Annotated in this window: 7 protein-coding genes; 5 read left to right on the top strand and 2 right to left on the bottom strand. The window is 49.9% G+C overall.

Features of this window, described 5'->3' with window-relative positions:
- Window positions 1-37 precede the first annotated feature (37 nt).
- Window positions 38-901 (top strand): hypothetical protein, encoded by an 864-nt coding sequence (locus B7992_RS06365; protein WP_073161119.1) that lies wholly within the window; start codon window positions 38-40, stop codon window positions 899-901.
- Window positions 902-905: 4 nt separating this feature from the next.
- On the opposite strand, the gene B7992_RS06360 is transcribed toward B7992_RS06365, so the two are convergent.
- The gene (locus B7992_RS06360; RefSeq protein WP_088665824.1) at window positions 906-6,434 is read right to left on the bottom strand and encodes a VWA domain-containing protein; all 5,529 of its coding nucleotides are present in this window, start codon (window positions 6,432-6,434) and stop codon (window positions 906-908) included.
- A gap of 643 nt (window positions 6,435-7,077) precedes the next feature.
- On the opposite strand from B7992_RS06360, the gene B7992_RS06355 reads away from it, so the two are divergent.
- The 4 genes from B7992_RS06355 to B7992_RS06340 all read left to right on the top strand — a co-directional run bounded on the left by B7992_RS06355 (window position 7,078) and on the right by B7992_RS06340 (window position 19,229).
- Complete coding sequence (locus tag B7992_RS06355) at window positions 7,078-9,693, top strand: carbohydrate-binding protein (protein WP_088665823.1); 2,616 nt, start codon at window positions 7,078-7,080, stop codon at window positions 9,691-9,693.
- Window positions 9,694-9,818: 125 nt separating this feature from the next.
- Window positions 9,819-11,978: a carbohydrate-binding protein gene (locus tag B7992_RS06350; RefSeq protein ID WP_073161115.1), complete on the top strand. Its 2,160-nt coding sequence runs from the start codon at window positions 9,819-9,821 to the stop codon at window positions 11,976-11,978.
- Between the two features lie 178 nt (window positions 11,979-12,156).
- Window positions 12,157-16,056, top strand: coding sequence for a glycoside hydrolase family 2 TIM barrel-domain containing protein (locus tag B7992_RS06345; RefSeq protein ID WP_088665822.1), 3,900 nt, complete (start codon window positions 12,157-12,159; stop codon window positions 16,054-16,056).
- Between the two features lie 173 nt (window positions 16,057-16,229).
- A complete protein-coding gene (locus B7992_RS06340) occupies window positions 16,230-19,229 on the top strand; it encodes a glycoside hydrolase N-terminal domain-containing protein (RefSeq protein WP_088665821.1) in 3,000 nt (999 codons plus the stop codon).
- Between the two features lie 152 nt (window positions 19,230-19,381).
- Here B7992_RS06340 and B7992_RS06335 read toward each other — a convergent pair whose 3' ends face one another.
- Window positions 19,382-20,920: a PHB depolymerase family esterase gene (locus B7992_RS06335; RefSeq protein WP_083539706.1), complete on the bottom strand. Its 1,539-nt coding sequence runs from the start codon at window positions 20,918-20,920 to the stop codon at window positions 19,382-19,384.
- Window positions 20,921-21,085 lie beyond the last annotated feature (165 nt).

Here is a 21,085-nt window from a genome sequence, read left to right as displayed (position 1 = left end):
CGGCATTTGACCGGGATTTTTTGAAATTGGTAAGTATATGCAGAACGAATTCGATAACGCCCTGGAAGGATTGCTGAACTTTAAGCCCGTTGACAGTCAGTCCGCTGACCGTTACAATGAACTTTTCAAGCAGTTGATTTCATCTTCTATGAAGATTTGTAGCGAGACGGATTATGCTGCCCTTGTCAAGCAGAAGGCCGACTCTGTAGAAAAGAAGTATGGTGTCAAGATGGAAACTTCTGACGATGAAGGTGACGTGTATAAGAAATTGCGTGAAGTTGTCCGCTTTGAGATGGCTCGCGAATCTATTCTGAATAACAGGGAGCATGAAGTCTGCTGTACTGAATCTAATTTCAGGAATGCCGTGGGTAAGTTCCGTGGCGAGTTAGAAAAGATTGTTCCCGAGTCTCAGATGGAAGTGCTGGAATCCATGTCCCAGTCGCTGTATTCCGACTTTACCAACTTCTTTGTCTGTGCCTCTATGGATTTGATTGCAGACGCAAAAATCTATCAGATGAAAGAATTCCGTCCCTTACAGCTGAATGCCATGGGCAAGGAAATCCGCACCTATGTAAACGTCATCAAGCAGCAGAATGCCAAGCCCCAGAAATCCCAGGTCGTTACGGACTGGTTCAGGAGTGTAATGGTGTTGCCCGCCTTCCTGTTTAGAAAGCTGTACGGTGTCAGCTTTGTAGAAATGTTTGAAGTGCCTCAGAAACTGGTAGACGATGTGGCCCACACTTTCAATATCTTCCAGAAGAATTTCGAGGCTTTTACCGCAGGCGATGAATACAGAATCCTTCATGAATTCCTGAGGGCTTTGAATCTGGAAAACTGCTTTACGGTTCGCATTAAGATCGGTGACCAGAACCGAAAAGCAGACAAGGCTAAGGTGAACTGATTTTTTATTTCTGTTTGCGCTTGATGCCTGTATTCAAGACTCGGAGTTCGGAATGCCCGTCTTCGAATCTGAACAGGATTCTCCAGGTGTAGACTCCGGTTCCGGCGAGTCGTCCTTCTGACGAACGCTGGTTCCAGCTGATGAATCCAACCTTGTAACGGTGCTCGCTGCTACTGCGGCTTTCCATTTCCATTTCGCCGTTTGAGCCGAATTCCTGGTTGAAGGTGGCAAGCACCTGGGCCATTCCATCGTAAATGGTGACAGAGACCTTATAGGGGGCGATTGTCCATACCTCTACGCTAGAAATAGAATCGGGTTGAGTTTCCCATTCGTCCTGACCGTCGGGAATCCATTCGACAGGTTGGCCTAAGCCGCTGACAGAGGGGTTGCTCCTGATCTTGTAAAGATAGGTGGCGATGTCGGTGCCGGTAGCCTCTACGCCTCCGCGGCCCATAGCGTTTCCTGCTTCATCCTGATAAGGGGCCTGATGGTCTGTGATGATGCAGTTGCCTACGTTTACGACGCGGTCTTTCAGAAGTAAGGTCCACACCAACCCCGATGAATCCTTTTTCGGAATGCTCAGCAGATTGATGGGGTGGGAAACTGTATCTTCGCATTTTTCTGAATATCGGAACAGTTTTTGCCAAGGTTCCCTATCTTCAGATTTTTTTGATTTCTTGGAAGAGGTCGTTTCTTTTACTTCGATAGGTTCTGACAGTTTGACGATTAATGTGTCGGGGTAGATTTCGTTGATTCCGCCCATATCGTTGTTTATGGCGAATTCGCCGGGGCGCTTCTGGGCGCTGACAACAACTGCGCCAATCTTGTCCCTGATTTTCAGTTTCTGCGTCTTGCCCCTTTTCTTGTGAAGGATTCTCAGGTAGGGTGAATTCTTTGCGCTGGTAAGGCCATATTTGAAGGGCTCCAAATTGGCTGTAATCCAAAGGGAATCGCTTGAAATTTCCACGTTGTTCTGGGTAACGCTTCGCCAATCTCCATCGGGGCTATTCCAGAACAAGGTGTCGATGCCGGCGATCTTTTTCAGAAGCTTTTCCTGGAAACGGATCTTTATAAAGTCTGCGGTACCATCCAGATTCAAATCATATATTTCGGCCTTGTCCGCTACACGGGTGGAATCTTCTTCGGGGATATCCTCTTCCTCTTCAATAGGTTCTTCGCAGGCGTTGATGAATGAATTCCTGAAGGTTTTCCAGCGGGTGGTAACGCCAGCCTTGTCAGTGGCTCTCAGGTAGAATTCAACGCTATCACCTTGGAATAAACTTGACGGAATTTTTACAGACCAACGGTTTTCGCCGGCCAGGTGACTGAGGGCTTTGCCGTTGAAGACAACCATGTCGGAATTCTTGTAGAACAGTCTGGCTTCGTAAATGCCGTCGTTGTCCAGGATGTTAAAGGAGAAGGTTGCCTTTCCGTTAGAAGTGTCTGCGCAGTTGTAAACCATGAAAACGGAAGGTGCCTGGTTGTCAATGGGAATGGTGTAGGGTTGCGCGGCGGGGTTGCTGACATTAGGGCCGCGGCCCATTAGACCTGTCGTGTCAGCGGCTATGATGTAGAAGTCGATTCCCGGAGCCACGGCCATGGAGTCGCTAACCACAAAACGCCACAAGTTGCCAGAAACATTTTCCATGTCATAAGGGCTGAAGGATCCTTGGGGGATGCCTGCATGACGCAAGTAGATTCGGGCGTAGTCCACGTCGCTCTTGGTGGTAATGCGAGCCTCGATAACAATGGAGTCGCCTGCGGCTTGCTTTTTGCCGATGAGGGCCTTGGTGGAGTCCGTTAGACGGATAATGGGTGGCGTAAAATCTTCACTCCAGGTGGCGGTTTCCTGAGAGGCGTTTTCCAGGAATTTGACGTTCACTGAAACGGTATGGACGTCTCCGTCAAGAATCATATCGGGGCTTCGGTAACAGACAACGTATCGGGTCTGTACGGAGGTTCTGACTTCGGAATAGATGGAAGCCAATTGTCCTGCGGTAGGTGCGTTAGTGTAGGTGCCTCCAGTAGCTTCTGCCAATTCTTTCAGGGGAACTTCGTAGTTGCCGCCGATGCCTACAGAATAGATGGTGGTATTTAGACTTTTGGCGTAATCGATTACTTCGTCGCTGGAAATGGTTTCGGATCCGTTATCGCCGTCAGAGAAAATGATGACTGCCGTTGGGTTGGTTTCGCCAAAGACCTGTTCTACGCCGTAATAGGCTCCGGTCTTGATGTTGGTCCCGCCGGATGCTGTAAGCCGGTCAACGGCATTCATCAGCAATTCCTTATCCGATGTCATGGTCTGGTGGACCTTGTAATTGCTTCCGCCAGAGAAGCCTACGATTGCCGTTCTATCGTATTGGCCCATATCCGAGATGAATTGACGGATGGATTCCTTGGCTTCGGTAATTCTTGTTCCCGACATAGATCCGCTTTCATCAACGACCAGGGCCACGGAAACGCCTCCCACCTGCTCCATAGTGGAAACCTGGGTGGGAACACTTTTGCCATCCTGGAAGATTTCGAAGTTTTCTGCGGACAAGTTCTGGATGGGGTTCCCTGTTTTACTGTCGCTTGCCGATACGGAAACGCAAACGCCCGGATGTTCGTTCAAGTTGATGTCCAGGATGCTTACGGCGGTAACCGTACTGGAGTCCAGCTCGAAATTCGGGCGGATGGTGCATTGTCTGGAAGTGGGCTTGATTCTCGTGGTGGCGGAATCCTTGCTTGCGAAAGTGGCTGTTCCGGTTACCAGTTCCCAGGACTTGAATTTGTAGCCGCCATAGGGAATCGCGGTCAAGGAGGTGTCAAAGCCGGGGTAAGTTATGATTTCGTTTTTAGGGAAGACTCTGCCGTTACTTGATTCTGAAACGATAACGGTGACGGGAGTCTGTTCGCTGATGGTGAAACCCGGGTTTTTGAATCCGTATGCGCTGCTCAGCTTAACTTCAAAATAGAGGGGGACTCCGGGTGTTCCTGAAACTTGGGCTTGGAAAGTGTTGCCAACTGCAACCCAGGATCGCGTAGAGTTGCTCAAGGTGGAATCGGTTCCCCAGTGATTGATGGTGTATGACGTAGTCGAATCAAACGTGATACCCAGCATGTGCTTTAAGGTGTCTGTGGGAGTCCACTTGAACAAGACGGAAGTACGGAGACTTTCGCTGTAGAAGTCCTTATAGAAGTCGTAATGCTTCTTGACTGTAGACAAGGTCTTGAAGACGCCTTTCTTGAATACAGCCTTGATTGTGGAGGAATCCCTGATAATGACCACGGTTCCGTTACTTAGGGAATCTTTGATGGTTGCCTTTCCCTTGATGACTCTCCAGTGGTCAAACCGGTTGTGTTTGGAAGAAGAAATTCGGATGGGATAGGCCACGTTTGTGTAGGCCGATGAATAACCGCTGGGGGAGGCTGTTCCCAAGGAATCTGTGATGATCGTCAGGGAGGCTGTATTCTGGGAATAGCTGATCCAGAAGGGATCGTCCTGATAGTTGCTGTAATAAGATTTCACTGAGTAGAAAATGGAATCTCCTGCGTTCATGTTCAGTGTGTCTATCAGGATGCTTGATACGTAGCTGAATAAGGTGTCTGCAGTACTGAATGCTGAAGATTTGTATCGGGTGATTTGTAGGGCTCTTTCGCTGTAATCTACGACAGGGCGTGATATGGCGATGGTGTACTTTCCTGCCTTTGGGGCTACGAACTTGAGACGGACTTCCTTGTTGTATGAAGCGTTGCTGAAGCTGTGATCGTTAAAGTCGTACGAAACGGGCGTTGCGATGATGGGATAGACCTGGCCCAGCCTATAGACGGCCTTTATGCGGCAATCGCTGTTGATGACCAGTTTTGTGCTAGCTTTCTTGGGGTCGAGAACGGAGCATTGCCCGCTTGTCACTTCCCACTTGGAGAATATGTAGTCGTTGCGGCTGTAAGCGGATAGGCTGAGAGAGTCTCCCTTGATGTGGGAGTAGTCGTAATTTTTCTGGTTGCCGGAGATGTAGATGTATCCTTGCGTGGAGTCGATGTCTGCATCCACCTTCAGCGCTTTCTGTACGCTTACGTTTATTGTCTCGGCCGGGTCTGAATATTGGTCCAGCAAGAAGTAGTAGGTTTTCCCCTTTTCGGCGGTAAAGGCATGGCCGTTGCCGTTATAATTGTAGGTGCTGCTCTTGCTGCGAGAAAACAGGCTGTCGTCCTGATAAGAAAGTATGTGTATGGTATTTTGGGTGTTGTACGAGATTGTATAATTGCTGGAATCTGTGGCGACGAACTTGAATCGTATGCCGTAATAACCGTCTTTAGTGGCGGATCCGTTTTTAGGGGTGCTGTAAGAGGTCGGCTTACTTGTCAGGGTGTACATCTCGCCCAGTTTCAACTTGTAACCAATAGTAGCCTGGGCCGTAGAAGGTATGAATAGGGTACTTTTGAGGGAGGAGTCTGCGAAAGTTCCTTTGCCCGATATGACGTACCAGTTGACCAGTTGGGAGTCTGCCTTGACGCTTACCGATACAGAAAGGGTGTCGTTGATTCCGACGGTGTCGGGCCTGGTCTTGCCCTGGGTGGTGACAATGGCGGCGTCCATTGCCTGGATGAAGAGGGAATCCTTGTAATCGTAGTATGATTGCTTGTCTTTGAAATACCAGGAGTCTCCCTTCTTGCCCTTGACTGGGACGAAGGAATAGCGGTAGAGGCTTCTGTTCCCTTTTGAGGTCGTGAAGGTGGAATCGTTTTCGTATGAGTAGAAATAATGGGTCCTGCTCTTGGGGCTGCCCTTGATCACGTGGAGGTTCGTGTCTGGGAAGACGTAGCGGAACCATATGCCGTTTTCTGGCTTGACGTCATAAAAATCGCGGTCGGTGTCGTAGCCTGTACGCTTGGTGGTGATGTCGTAAATTTTGCCGGGTTCGCACTGGAGTTCCAGCTTTGTGTTCCCGTAGAAATAGGCGCTAAACTTATAGGTGATGTTATCGTATGCGCGAAGGGAATCGGAAGTGTATTTCCAACCGGCGGGGCGGTACCCCTCTTTCCCGTATCCGAAAAAAGTCTGCTTTGTGCCGACGACCACTTTGCCGGAGGAGCCGCTGGTGTAGCAATTTTTCGACGCTGAAGTGACGGTCAAATTTTTTGTGGTGGCCGTAAGGGTGCTGTAGCTGACTTTGAAGTTTTCCAGCGTATCGGCGTACCAGTAGTTGTTCACCTTGTAGAAGAGGCTGTCGCCAGCATTTACCGCCACAGAGTCCTTGAAGGTGGAATAGAAGTAGGTGGTTAAAAAGTTGGCGTTGTAGGACGAGTCTGTCTTTATGATCTTAAACTCTTTGTCGGGGGCGTCGGTCTGGAAATTGATGGTATAGGTGCCTGTGGTGGGTGCGACAAAGATAAGTCTGACCCCTTCGTTGGAATAGTTGGTGGAACCTAGGAAACCATTATTCTTGACGTTGTATTCTGTGGCGGTGGCGGAAATCTTGTAGGTGGAGCCTGCAGCAAAAGCACCTGCCGTAAAAACAGCAGATGCGGCTAGACTAATAATACACACTCCTAAGACACGCCCGAAAAAATTCTTGAGACTCAAGGTTGACCTCAGAGATTTTTGAGATTTTTATGCGGACAAGGCGAAATTTAGAAATAGGGCCCTTGGTCGCAAACTTTTTTTTGAAAACAAAAATGTGACGGAAATGCTACGGGGTAGGGGTGAACGTGGGGATGTCTAAGCAAACTATAACAAAGAAAAAATTTACACACTTTTGAGTGTACAAACGGATAGTAATTCTATTTGGAATAGGCGTTTTAAGTTCTTGTTTCGGAAATTTTACTCTTGGACTGTTTATCAAAAAGTCTGCATTTATAAAAATTCTTAAACATTTAAAAAAAAACAAGCCCCAGCATATGCCGGGACTTGTAGGGGGTTAGGAGGATAACAACGAAACTTGTCATTCAAGTTTGGAGTTGTCCATAATATAGTAATATTTTATACGAAATTAAGTTATTTGGTAAAATTTAATCAAATTAATAAAAAAATATGTTTTTGGTCTAGTTTTTGACGCGTAAATCGCCTGACTTGGAGTGTTGACAACTTGTCCATGGGATGTTTTGTAGGGGCAATTCTTTTTTTCCTGCATAGAAATATCTTTTAGGATGTGGTTGGTATATCCGTGTGGTAACGGAAAAAGCGAGGAAGTATGGCTTTTAAGCATGTTTTTGGTGGCGCAGTTCTGGCTTGCGCATCTATCTTTGGCCTGGCTCAGGCTGCGACTCAGGCTACCTTTTATGTGGCTCCCGATGGCAGTGATGCCGCGAAGGGTACCAAGGACGCCCCTTTTAAGACGATTACGGCTGCCCAGAAGGCGGTTCGTGCTATCAACGGCTCCATGACCGGCGATATCGAGGTCATTCTCCGGGAAGGTACCTACCAGCTGACCAACACCGTGAACTTTACCGAGGCTGATGGCGGTCAGAACGGCTATTACGTCCGTTATAAGGCTGCCGATGGCGAAAAGCCCCTGATTACCGGTGGTATGCCCATTACCGGCTGGACTATCCATGACGAAAAGAATAACATCTGGAAGGCCGAAAACGTAGATGGCCGTTTCCGCCAGCTGTATGTGAACAACAAGAAGGCCGTTCGCGCTTGCTACCCCAACATGGTCAACGACATGGACCATGATTTTAGGCGCCTGACCAAGGTGGACTCCGCTGGCCGCGCTTTTGATGTTTCTACCGACGATGTAAAGATGATCAAGGATGCGGACAATGTGGAAATCCACTTGATGATTGCCTGGTCCGAAAATATCCTCCGTCTGGAAAAGATTCAGAATAACGGTGGTACTTCCAAGTTGATTCCCAAGGATCCGGAACGTACCCGCCTCTTCCACCGCGCCTACCCTATGCTGGGTACCGCCTTTGCCAGCAATCCGCCCAAGCAGCAGGCTTTCTATCTCGAAAACTCCTACGATTTTATTGACGCCCCGGGTGAATGGTTCCTGGACGAAAAGGAACATGTGCTTTACTACAAGGCCCGCGAAGGCGAAAATATGGGCTCTGCAGTTGTTGTGGCTCCCCGTGTCAATACCCTGTTTAACGTTCTGGGTAAGGATACCAAGAACAAGGTGGGCTACATGGCATTCGAAGGCCTGTACTTCGGCCATTCCAATTACCTGCGCCCCAGCGATGAAGGCTTCCTGGATCTGCAGGCCGCAAACTTCAATATCGATGTCTTGGCTGACCCGGGTCGCGGAAACTGGGAAAATTTGAACAGCAATAAGTTCCTGCTGTGGCGTCCGGATGCCGCATTCCGCGTAGAAAATGCCCATCATTTCAAGGTCCAGGGAAACGTTTTCTCCCAGATTGCCGCAACGGCACTTGATTTTGTTAGCGGTACCAATGACGATATGATCCAGGGCAACGCCTTCTTCGATATTGGCGCTGCTGGTATCATGATCGGTAAGTTTGCCCAGGACTCCCTCACTGAAATTCACGAAGCCTACAATCCTACCGATAAGGAAGAAATCAGCACCCGCGATACCATCAAGAACAACTTGGTCAATAACGTGACTACGGAACATCAGGGTGCTGTTGGTATTGGCGCTGGTTACCCCCGCTTTGTGGAAATTGTCCATAACGAAATTTCCTATACGAACTACTCCGGCATTTCTATTGGTTTCGGCTGGACCAAGAAAGAAACGGCCATGACCAATAACCATATTAACTGGAACGAGATTCACCATATCGCTCGTCTGCTTTGCGACGCAGGTCCGATTTACACTTTGTCTAACCAGGGTGTTGGTGGTGAAATCCAGTACAACTATATTCACGATAACACCACTTCCAAGTGGGCTGACTACTGGAATGTGCCCATCTACCTGGATGAAGGTACCAGCGGCTTTACCATCAAGGAAAACGTGTTCAAGAATGCCCAGGGTGGTGTAGGCCAGAACCAGGCAGGAACCAATACAATTAACCAGACCGGTGATTACTGGAACCAGAATACTGCTGACAATGCCGGTATCGAAAAGGATTTCAAGTACATCAAGGAAATCACGGAAATTCCGCTGCCCGATTTCTCCAATACGGTGCCCCAGGCTCCTTTTGGTGGCGTGGCCGCAGCTATCCCGGGCGTAATCCAGCTCGAAAACTACGATGAAGGCGGTCAGAGCGTTTCCTTCAGCGACAAGGATTTCATCAACGAAGGTAACGTATACCGCGAAGATGGCGTAGACGTTGTGGGCTATGGCTGCTCCGACACCTTGAATACCGAAGATTGCAAGGGCTATGCCATTGGTTACACCAATCCTGGCGAATGGCTGGAATACACCGTGAACGTGGCTGAGGATGGCGAATACCTGTTCCGTGCCAATGTGGCTAGCGGCCTGGATATGGCAAGTTTCCGCCTGTTCATGGATGGCAAGGCCATTACCGATACCATTGCGATCCCCCAGGGCGAAGACTGGGTGACCTACGATACCATCGATGGTAAGACGGCGAAACTGACTAAGGGTGAACATGTGCTCCGTGTGGCCATTACCGGTACATACGGCAACCTGGACTGGATCAAGTTCGCTCTGACCGAAGAAGAACTGAACGCCATGGGTATCAAGTCGGTGAATTACGGAATCAGCTTGGATTTGAACAGCGTTGGTGCCTACAAGGTGTATACCGCTCAGGGCCGCCTCATGGGCTACGTGAATGCAAATTCCGCCCGCGAAGCTCAGAATGCCGCCCGTGCCATGATTCATGATGCCGGCATCTACATGGTGAAGGCACCCAACGGATCCGCCTTCCGCATGAAAGTGAAGTAGTTTTTTAAAGAATGAAACATTGTTATCCCATTGACAACTTGTCAATGGGATTTCTTCTTTCTGTTGGTCGGTTAGCGGTTCCTAAAGATATTTTTATAAAAAAACATAAAAGGGTATGGTATTGTATGAAAAAGAGTTTCAAGAAGTGGATTGCTCCGGCCGCATTCGGCCTGTTTGGCTTGGGTCTCGTGCCCTCTGCCATGGCTGATAATCCGATTATCCAGACGTACTATTCCCCGGACCCGGCTCCGGTTGTGTTTGGCGATACCCTTTGCTCCTATTCCGGTAACGACGAAGGTGGTTCCTTCTTTACCATGCACGGCTGGCGTGTTTCCTGCACCACCGATATGGTGAACTGGACCGATATGGGTACGCTGATTCTGGAAGCTGGTGATTTTAACGGCAGCGCCAAGAAGAATGGCGACTGGGCTGCCCAGGTAATCCGTCGTAAGGATGCCAGCGGCAAGTACAAGTATTACTACTACGTTACAGTGGAATCAACCCGTGGTGGCCGCGCCATTAACGTGGCTGTTTCCGACACCAAGGAAGGTCCCTTTAAGGATGCCTTGAATGGTAAGCACTTGGCTGGCCCCAACTGGGACTACATTGATCCGACTGTATGGATTGATGACGATGGCCAGGCTTATCTGTACTGGGGTAACCCCAAGCTTTATTATTGCCCTCTTAAGGAAAACATGATCGAATGTGCCACCGACGTGAAACTTACCGACATGTCTAGCTTTAACGGCAAGTATACCGAAGGTCCGTGGATCCATAAGCGCGGCAACAAGTATTACATGATTTACGCTGCAAGCGGTGTTCCTGAATCTATTGACTATTCCTGGAGTGACAAGCCCACTAGCGGCTGGCAGTATAAGGGCACTATTATGCCTAGCGGCGAATCGGGTGCCGCATTTACAGTTCATTCCGGCATTGTGGATTTCCAGGGCCGTAGCTTCTTCTTCTATCATAATCAGCGCCGTGTTCCTGGTGCAGGTGGCTATTCCCGTACTTCTGCAGTGGAGGAATTCACCTGGGGTGCTGATGGTACCATTCCTACCATTCACATGACGGATGAAGGCGTCAAGACTCCTATCAAGAATCTGGACCCGTACGAAAAGGTACAGGCCGAAACCAAGGCTTGGATGGAAGGCATCAATCTAGATAAGAGCGGTGGTTATACCATTATCAAGAATGTTGAAACCGAAGGTAAGACTGTTTACCTTACCAATATGAATGCGGGTTCCTGGACTAAGGTCCGTTCTGTGGACATGAGCATGGGTGCCGATGATATTGTGGTCTGCACCAAGGGCGGCTCTGGTGTGATTGAACTTCACTCCGGTTCTGCAACTGGTCCGCTGATGTCTACCATCGAGGTTCCTGCAAGCACCGATTGGCAGGAAAACTCCTTTAAAGTGACCGGTGCCGAAGGCATTGGAGACTTGTATTTCGTATTTAAGTCGGGCAACTTCAAGTTTGACTACTGGTACTTTGAAACTTCTGCAACCGCTGTTCCTCAGGAACCGTATCTGGGTGCTGCATTCGCAATTCCCGGTAAGATCCAGGCCGAGAATTTCGACAAGCCGGGTGTGGGTCGCGGTAACAGTTCCTACATGGACAAGGATGCCGAAAACCATGCTTGCTCCGGAGACGATCTTTCTGAATGTTCCGACTACCGTGATGGCACTGGCGTTGATATTTACAAGAAGAAGGATGGCCGTATCGCTATCGGCTTTATCCAGGAAGGCGAATGGCTGGAATACACCGTGGATGTGGCCAAGGATGGTGATTACACCATGTATGCTGCGGTGGCATCTGCAGGTGGCTCTACCTTCAAGCTTTCTATTGACGGTGAAGATATTACCTCTGACGTAGAAGTTCCCGCCGCCAAGGAAGAAGGAAGTTACAGCGAATACGCCAAGGCAAAGGCCAATGTGAAGCTGACTGCGGGTAAGCATATTCTTCGCTTTACCGCTACCGGCGACTGGTTCGATGTGGACTACTTCAACTTTGAATCTGGCAAGGATGCTGAAGACAGCTCTCCCATAGGTAATGAATCTAATGATGAGGAAGTCTCTATTGGATCTCGTGTTCAGTTCGTCAAAATTCAGCCGGCTTCTTATGAAGTGTTTAGCATGAACGGCAAACTGATTGGCAATGTGGAATTGTCTGCAACCGAGGCTGTTTCCATTTCGCAGGAAATGAAGTCTGCAGGATTTGTTCGCGGTGTATACCTGCTCCGTGGCGTAGGCGTTAATGCCATGCAGAAAGTTCAGGTGAAGTAAAAATCTTTTGATACTCCGAAAGGGAGTTTTGGGGAAAGTCTCAGTCTTCGGACTGGGACTTTTTTTGTCCATAATGGACGCTTTTGGACAATCTGTCAATGAGATTTTCACAACAGATATTTCGCTACCTCTTTAAAAGGGGTATTTTTTTATTGGTTGGTAATAAAGCGAGGACCTTATGAAAAAAGGATTGGTTTTGTGTGCTGCATTGGCTTCTGCCGCAGCGGTTATGGCTCAGCCTAACAATGAATGGAATGGCAAGCCCACGGTGTTCGGAGTAAATACTCTTACACCCCATGTGACTTCCATGCCTTACAGCACTTTGGAAGAAGCTCTGAAAATGGACCGTCGTGCTTCTGAATGGTATCAGACCTTGTCTGGCACGTGGAAGTTCTTTCATGTGAATGCACCTGCTCAGCGTAACAACGAATTCTACGGCGATACCTACGATGTTTCCAAGTGGGACGATATCCCGGTTCCTGGTAACTGGCAGATGTATGGTTACGATCATCCCATTTACAGTAATGTAATTTATCCCTGGAGCAAGAACGACTGGATCAGCCCTCCCGAAGCTCCCACCAAGTTCAATCCCGTTGGACATTACCGTCGTGACTTTACCGTGCCCAAGGCTTGGGACGGCAAGCGTATCCGTCTCCATTTCGAAGGCGTGGAATCCGCCTACTATGTCTGGGTGAACGGTAAGTACGTGGGCTATAGCGAAAACTCCTTCACCGATCACGAATTTGATATTACAGACAAACTTCGTAGCGGTACCAACAATATTTCTGTGCAGGTGTTCCGCTGGTGTGATGGCTCCTGGATGGAAGACCAGGACTTTATCCGTCTGGCCGGTATTCATCGCGATGTCTATATCTATGCTACTCCCAAGACTCACATTCAGGATTTCCAGGTCAATGCGTCCCTGGCTAGCAATTACAGCGATGGTACCCTGGATGCAAGCGTCTGGGTAAGAAATACTAGCGGTTCTGCATCCGGTTCCTACACTTTGGAAATGGGCGTGTATAATGCCGCCGGTACCGCTGTGGCTACCGACAAGGCTACTGTTTCTGTTGCCGCCGGTAAAGAAGAAAAGGTTTCCTTCAGCAAGACCATTACTTCTGTCAAAAAGTGGGCTTCTGAAACTCCCAACCTGTATACCTTTGTGTTGACCCTTAAGGATGGCTCTGGCAAGACCGTGCAGGTGGAAAGTAACCGCATCGGTTTCCGCAAGGTGGAACTTAAGAAGGATGGCAACGGCATTACCCGTTTCTATGTGAATAATTCTCCGGTGATCTTGCGCGGTGTGGACCGTCACGAAATCGATCCGGATTATGGTCATACCATGAGCTATGAACTGATGGAAAGGGATGTCTTCCTGATGAAACAGTTCAATATCAATGCTCTCCGTATGTCTCATTATCCCAATGACCCCCGTATGTACGATCTTTGCGACAAGTACGGCATCTACGTCATTGACGAAACTAACCTGGAAACTCATGGTGCCAACGATAAGGTTCCCAAGAGCGATGACAACTGGCGTGCCGCTTCCGTGGAACGTATCAGCTCCATGATCCAGCGCGACAAGAACCATCCTTCTATCTTGATCTGGTCCCTGGGTAACGAAGCCGGCTGGGGTAACGTTTTCGGCACCATGCAGGAATATGCCCATCAGGCTGACGCTTCTCGCCCGGTTCATTACGAAGGCGACAACGACCACGCCGACGTGAATAGCTGTATGTATTGCAGTGACTGGACTGCAGCCACCTACAATAACAATAACAAGCCCTGGATGCTTTGCGAATACGAACATGCCATGGGTAACTCCGTAGGCGAACTGAAGGAATACGTGAAGGCCTTCTATGATAATCCCCGCGTATTCGGCGGATTCATCTGGGACTTTATCGACCAGGGCCTCCGTCGCAACGGAACCAAGTACTTTAACTTTGGCGGTCTCTGGGGTGATGAACCTAACGATGACAACTTCTGCGCCAACGGCCTGGTTTTCCCGGATCGTAGTCTGCAGCCCGAAATGTGGGAAGTCAAGCACCAGTACCGTAACGTAGTGGTTCACGCCAAGACTCTGGAAAAGGGACTTGTAGAAATCGAGAACCGCTTTGACTTCGTGAACCTGAAGGATTACGCCAACGCTGTCTGGACCTTGAAGGAAGACGGCAAGGAAATCGCTACCGGTAAACTTTCTGGCTCTGACTTGGATGTGGCTCCCTTGGCCAAGAAGGAAGTGACCATCAATTTCAAGAAGCCTGAATTGAAGGCCGGTTCCGAATATATGCTGGATATTGATTTCCAGTTGAAGAATAAGGAAGACTGGGCTGATGCGGGTTTCAGCATTGCTCATGAACAGTTTGCCGTTCAGCTGGGTCAGGGTGATATTCCCCAGGTGGATTACTCTAGCCTGCCCAAGCAGAAAGTTTCCGAAGGTTCTGGCAAGACAACCATTGATGGCAGCGATTTTTCCGTTACCATCAATATGGATAATGCAACCATTGAAAATTACAAGTTGAATGGCCTGGAATTGATTCGGCAAGGTGGTGTGCCTAACTTCTGGCGTGCACCTACCGATAACGACAAGGGCTACAATATGGAAAAGGTTAGCGGTGTCTGGCGCAAGGCCGGTAGCTCCCGCAAGGTGAACAGCTCCAAGGTGACCAAGGTCGACGAAAATGAAACTCGCGTTGACTTTAACCTGGGAATTTCCGCCGGCTATTCTACCATGACCTTGAGCTACACCATTTACGGTAGCGGCGATATCCTGGTGGACTACACCCTTACTCCCGATGCCGCCCAGCCCGATATTCCTAACGTAGGTACCCTCTTCACCATTCCGGGTGGATTTGAAAAGGTCCAGTGGTATGGTCGCGGCCCCAGCGAAAACTATGTTGGCCGTCGTGAAGGTAGTTATGCCGGCATCTATTCTGCAAATGTAGACGATTTCTTTGTGCCTTACATGGAAGTGGGCGAAACCGGTCAGCGTAGCGATGTAAAATGGATGATGCTCACCAACGCTCAGGGCAAGGGCCTTATGGTTGTGGGTTCTCCCCGCATGGAATTCAATGCTTTGCATTACACTCCGGAACAGCTGACCGATGTAAAGCTGCCCTGGGATCTTAAGCGCGATAAGGAAATCACTCTCCGCGTTGACCTTCAGCAGATGGGCCTCGGTGGCACAAATAGCTGGGGCGCAAAGCCGCTCAGTTCCTACATGATTGGTGCCAAGAATACCTACAAGCATAAGTTCCGCATTTCTCCGGTTCGCGGTCTTATGGAAGATCCTACCGTGTTGGCAAATGTTGGTTTCCCCAACTTGGAAACCAGCAAGGTGATTAACGCCAAATATCCGACTATCGAGTACGGAGAGGTTCAGCAGGAAGCATTCGTTGAACATGTCTTCCCCTGCACCATCCAGATGGAAAATTACGACAAGGGTGGTGAAGACCTGAGCTTCCATGATGTGGATATGGAAAACGAAGGCGGCCTCTATCGCGAAGATGGAGTGGATATTGTTGGTGTCGGTTGCGATGCGAAGGGCTCGAACTGCACTGGTTATGCCGTGGGCTATACTCAGCCTGGCGAATGGCTGGAATTTACCGTAGACGTGAAGACTGCAGATGATTATCTGTTCCGTGCTAACGTGGCTAGCGGCCTTGAAGGAAGTGGCTTCAAGCTGTACGTTGACGGTAAGGCTGTAACGGATACGGTCAAGGTCCCCAAGGGCAATGACTGGGATACTTACGGAACTATCGATGGAAAGATTGGCAAGGTATCCGCAGGTAAGCATGTGATCAAGGTTGAAATTACTGGCGCCTACGCAAACATTGACTGGATCCGCTTTGATACGACTGAAGAAGGCCTGCCCATTCGCAACCCGCTGAAGTTGGACGTGGCAGAATCCCAGGACTTCTACGTGTTCAGTGCCAAGGGCAGAATGTTGACGAAGGTGAATGCGGCTGACTTGAACCAGGTCCGTGAGGAATTGCAGGTTCGCGGCATGCAACCCGGAGCCTACATTATTCGCAGTGCGGATGGTAACGTAAAGCAGTTGATCAAGATTACGAAATAAAATTAGCGGAATCTGTATACGCCACACCCATAGCACTTCGAGAGAAATTTCGAAGTGCTTTTTGTTGTTAATGGGCTTTGACAATCTATCCATGAGACTTTGTAAATGACGTGGGTAAAATGCGTCATACAGGAATATTTTTACAGAGAAAAATTAAAGGGAAAGAGGTCCATATGTTTTCTAAAAATTTGTTGTTTGGTTTGGGTTTGAGTCTTGCGGCTCTTTCCTCACCGATGTTCGTGGCATCTGCAAATGCAGCGCCCGAAACCTCTCACGTTCTTTGGTACAACCGTGATGCCGGCGATGTGTTCACCGATGCGCTCCCCATTGGTAACGGCTACATGGGCGGCATGGTCTATGGCGGAGCCGGCAAGGATATCATCGGACTGAATGAAGGTACCGTATGGAATAGCGGTCCCGGCAGCAACAATAAGAGTGGCTCTGCAAGCAAACTGGGTCAGATCCGTAACGCCCTTTTCTCTGGCGACTACAAGACTGCTGAAGATGTAACTGGCAGTTTTGCCACCTATGACATTGCTGCATTCCAGCCTGTTGGTGACTTGGTGATCAATACTGGCCACACCGCTTCTGACTATCGTCGTGAATTGGATCTTGAAACCGCAACGGCAAAGACTACCTATACGGCAGGCGGCGTAAAGTACACCCGTGAATATTTTGCCAGCTATCCCGACAATGTGATTGTGGTCCGCCTGACCGCAAGCGAAAAGGGTAGGGTTGGTTTTAGTGCAGGTCTAACTACGCCTCACAAAAATAATAGTGTGAAGAATGTGGGCTCCAACACCCTCACCATGGATGCGACCGTCAACTCCATCAAGTTCCAGACCCGCTTTGTGGTGCAGACTGATGGCGGTACCGTTTCTGCAGGCAATGGAACCGTCAACGTTTCCGGTGCAAATTCCGCAACCATCATTTTGAATACGGGTACGAATTTCGTTTCTTTCGATAATGTGACCGCAGACCCCGCTGCCCGCGCCGAGGCCACCATCAAGGCTGCTAGCGCCAAGACCTACGATCAGCTGCGTTCCGCTCATCTTAAGGACTATCAGGAATTGTACAATCGTGTGCGTCTGAACTTGGGCGCTGCCGCTTCTAACGCAGGTGATATTACCACCAGCCGCGTCAAGGCTTTCAACACTACCGATGACCCTTCCTTTGTGGAACTTTACTACCAGTTTGGTCGTTACCTCATGATTTCCAGCTCCCGTAAGGGCGGCCAGCCCGCAAACCTTCAGGGCATCTGGAACAAGGATACTTCTCCTATGTGGGGTTCCAAGTACACCACCAACATCAACCTTGAAATGAACTACTGGATGGTTGAATCCGCCAACCTTCAGGAATGCGGTGTACCTCTGTTCGACAAAATCAAGGCTCTCGTCACTCAGGGCTCCAAGAGCGCCAAGGAAATCTGGGGAACGGACCGCGGCTGGGTTGTCCATCATAATACTGACCTCTGGAACCGTACCGGTCCCGTAGATGGCTCCTGGGGCGTATGGCCTTCTGGCGCAGGCTGGCTTAGCACCCACCTGTGGGAACATTACCTCTATACCGGTGATAAGCAGTTCCTGAAGGACGCCTACGAAACTATGAAGGGCGCCGCAGAATTCTACCTCACCACTATGGTTGAAGAACCGAAGAGTGGCCATAAGTATCTGGTAACCGCACCTAGCGATTCTCCCGAAAATACACACGGTGGTTACAATGTCTGCTTTGGCCCTACCATGGATATTCAGATCGCCCGCGATGCCTTCAACAATGCCATCGAAGCTTCCAAGATTTTGGGCGTTGACGCAGATCTTCGCGCCGATTTTGAAGCGGCCGTGAAGAAGCTTCCGCCTAATCAGATCGGTAAGTATGGCCAGCTTATGGAATGGTTTGAAGATTGGGATGATCCTAAGAGCGATCACCGCCATGTTTCTCACCTTTACGGCCTTTTCCCCAGTGCCCAGATTTCTGTAGACGGCACCAAGGAAGAAGCGGAAGCTGCAAAGACTACTTTGACCCAGCGCGGCGACAATGCCACCGGCTGGTCTCTGGCCTGGAAGATTAACTTGTGGGCTCGTTTGCAGGATGGCGATCATGCCTACAAACTGGTCCGCAACCTCCTTACACCGGACCGTACCTACAATAACCTTTTTGACGCACATCCGCCTTTCCAGATTGATGGTAACTTCGGTGCCGTTTCCGGCATTAACGAAATGTTCATCCAGAGTCAGGGCGGCAAGATCCGCGTTCTGCCCGCACTTCCTTCCAAGTGGTCTAGCGGCAGCATCGCAGGTCTCAAGGCCCGCGGCGGAATCACTGTGGATTCCCTGGCCTGGAATAACGGCAAGTTGACTTATCTTGGCCTTAGCTCCACCAACAAGGATAATCTGACCATCGAATATAACGGCAATATCGCCAGCACCACCACCATGGCGGGCGGCAAGTACGAATTCGACGGTAACTTGAAACTGACCAACGAACCTTTCGAAGCCGTGGCCATTCCCGCGACCATCGAAGCGGAAGATTACGTGGCTATGGACGGTGTGGTTATTGAACCCGATGAATCCGGCGAACCCAATATCGGCTGGATCGAAGACGGCGACTGGTCCGAATACTTCGTCAAGGCCCCTGTTGCTGGAACCTACACTTTGAAGGTCCGCGTGGCTTCCGGTTCCGAAGACGAAAGCACCATTACGGTGACCGACGAGGCTGGCAAGAAGCTGGGTGTTATTACCGTTGATCCTGCAAAGACTAGCGGGTGGAATGATTGGTACGAAGAATCCACTTCTATCGAACTCCCTGCCGGCGAACAGACTTTGCGCTTTACCTACAACGGCGAAGGCTTCCTCATGAACGTGGATAAGTTCTCCCTGGAAGGCGATCCCACCGCTATCGGCACCGTTGCCTCCCAGCGCTTCAACTCCCTGGAAGTGTCCCGCGTGCCTATGTCCAACGCCTCTATTGCTCTCATGGTAAAGGCCCCTGCTGGCGAAAGCTACACCGTGCGCCTCCTGGATGTGGATGGCCGTCAGGTGGGAAGCTCCCGCGGCATTGGCGGTTCCTCCAACCTGGTGGAATTCGGTGTGAGCGAGGCCCTGGCACAGGGAAATTATGTCGCCATTGTCCGCTGCGGGTCCCGCCAGAAAGTCCTTCGCCTTTCCGCCTTTTAAACGCCAATTCCGTAATCGGTTGGAAAAGCAGGAAAAATAATGTCGAAAAGAAAATTCCCAGGTCAAGGACCTGGGAATTTTTAAATGCACCTTTTATTGCGCTTCGCGCCGTACCTAAGGCCGACTAGGGCTGGTTACGGCCGATGCTCTAGTTACGGCATGGTGAATTGCTTCAGGAAGGCCCAGCCGATGCGGGCGCAGCCTGCTTCGTGACCGTTGCCAGTGCAGGTTCCTCCTAGCTTGTCTATACAGAGTCCCACCTTTACGCCACTGGCGCAGTTCTCGTACATCTGGCAGCCGTTTTCGGGAGTGGAGCCCTTGGGAGAGCCGGTGCACTGGTTCATGGAGGCCCATTCCTTAAAGTTGTTTTCGGCGCCAAGGAAGGTGATGGGCTTGCCCGGTACTACGCTGGAGTAGCCGCCATTGTAGCTTACGACATTGTCTCTTGTTCCGCGGAAGTTCAGCACAGGAATGGGACGGCTAGGCTTGCAACCTCCGTTCATGCCGTTCTTGACAACTTCTTCGGAAAGGTCCATGGAGGCGGGGGCCACTGCGGCGTAAATATCGGCCATCTTGCAGGCTGCATAGTTGGACATGCCGCCGCCCATGGAGAAGCCCACGGCGTAAATGCGCTTGGAGTCGATATAGACTTCCTTCTTGGCTTCCTCAATAAACTTGCGGCTGAAGGTGACATCGTCTGCATCGTTGCAGCAGGGGCCGACGTTCCAGGCATGTCCCATGAATCCGCCGGCGCTTGCTTCACCGTCGGGGTAGATGATGATTACCTGGTCTGCCTGGGTTTCGCTTTCATAAGTCTTGCTTCCTGCCCACTGGTCAGCGTTTCCGCCAATGGGGTGGTAGTCCACAATCAAGGGAACCGGCTTGTCGCCCTTGTAAGTGCTGGGAACGTGAATAATGTATTTGCGTGAACCGATCGTCCTGTCGTAATTTCCCGGGGCGAGCACCTTGGAGGGCTTCACGTCTACAGCGGCGCTGCTTGACGATACGACCGGGGTAACATTGCTGGAGCTGGAAGCAGGCGGGACAACCCCGGCGCTGGAGGTGGGGATGGGGCCCGCCTTTTTCAGTACGATCTTCACGCCGGTTTCTTCATCCGATGTCATTTCGTGATAAGTCAGGCCGTATCCGTCCAAGGTAAAGGTAAGGGTAGGCAAGGTTTCGCCGTCCTTTTTCAGAACCTGCCTTGCGCCATCCTTGTTCAGCACATAATTGCTGCTGGTTCCATTGGAGGAAACCTTTAGGATCATCATTTTCTGGTTGGAGAACTTCTGCAGGTCTATTTGGGCGTTCGGGGCGTTAAATTCCTGCTGGAAGGCCATCTTTCCCAGGGCGTCCATTAGGGAAACCTTGAAATTTGTGCCACTTTTGTTTGAAATATTCAGTACAGAACCCTGATAACGCACGGCAAGCTTGGCCTCCTTGAGGCCGAAGTCCGCAATTCCCGTCTGCCCGTCGCTGGAAAGTCTGAATTCCCCTTCCGCGTTGGTGACTGCGGACACCCCTGCCACGTTAAAGGAGGATATTGATACCCCCGGCAGACGTGCTTCGCTTTCGTTGACGACGTAACCGTCAATGCTCCAGGCAAAGGCCATGCTTGCCAGAGAGCTAAAAAACAAACCCAGTGCGCCCTTTCGGGCTACACTGCCTAAATCCATCTTATGGATATGCATAACTACTCCTTGATAAGGGAGATCTCCCCAAAAAAAGGAACTTTCTCTCCCAGTATATAATAATACGATGTGGAATAGTAAAAAGCAACAACATTATGGGGAAATCGGGTGAATTCGTTGTATGTTTTAACAACAGGTTTTTGGTGTAGAAGTTCCCGAAATGTT

It is taken from the genome of Fibrobacter sp. UWH1, from assembly GCF_002210365.1.
Classification (GTDB): Bacteria; Fibrobacterota; Fibrobacteria; order Fibrobacterales; family Fibrobacteraceae; genus Fibrobacter.
This window is presented reverse-complemented; position numbering and strand designations above follow the sequence as displayed.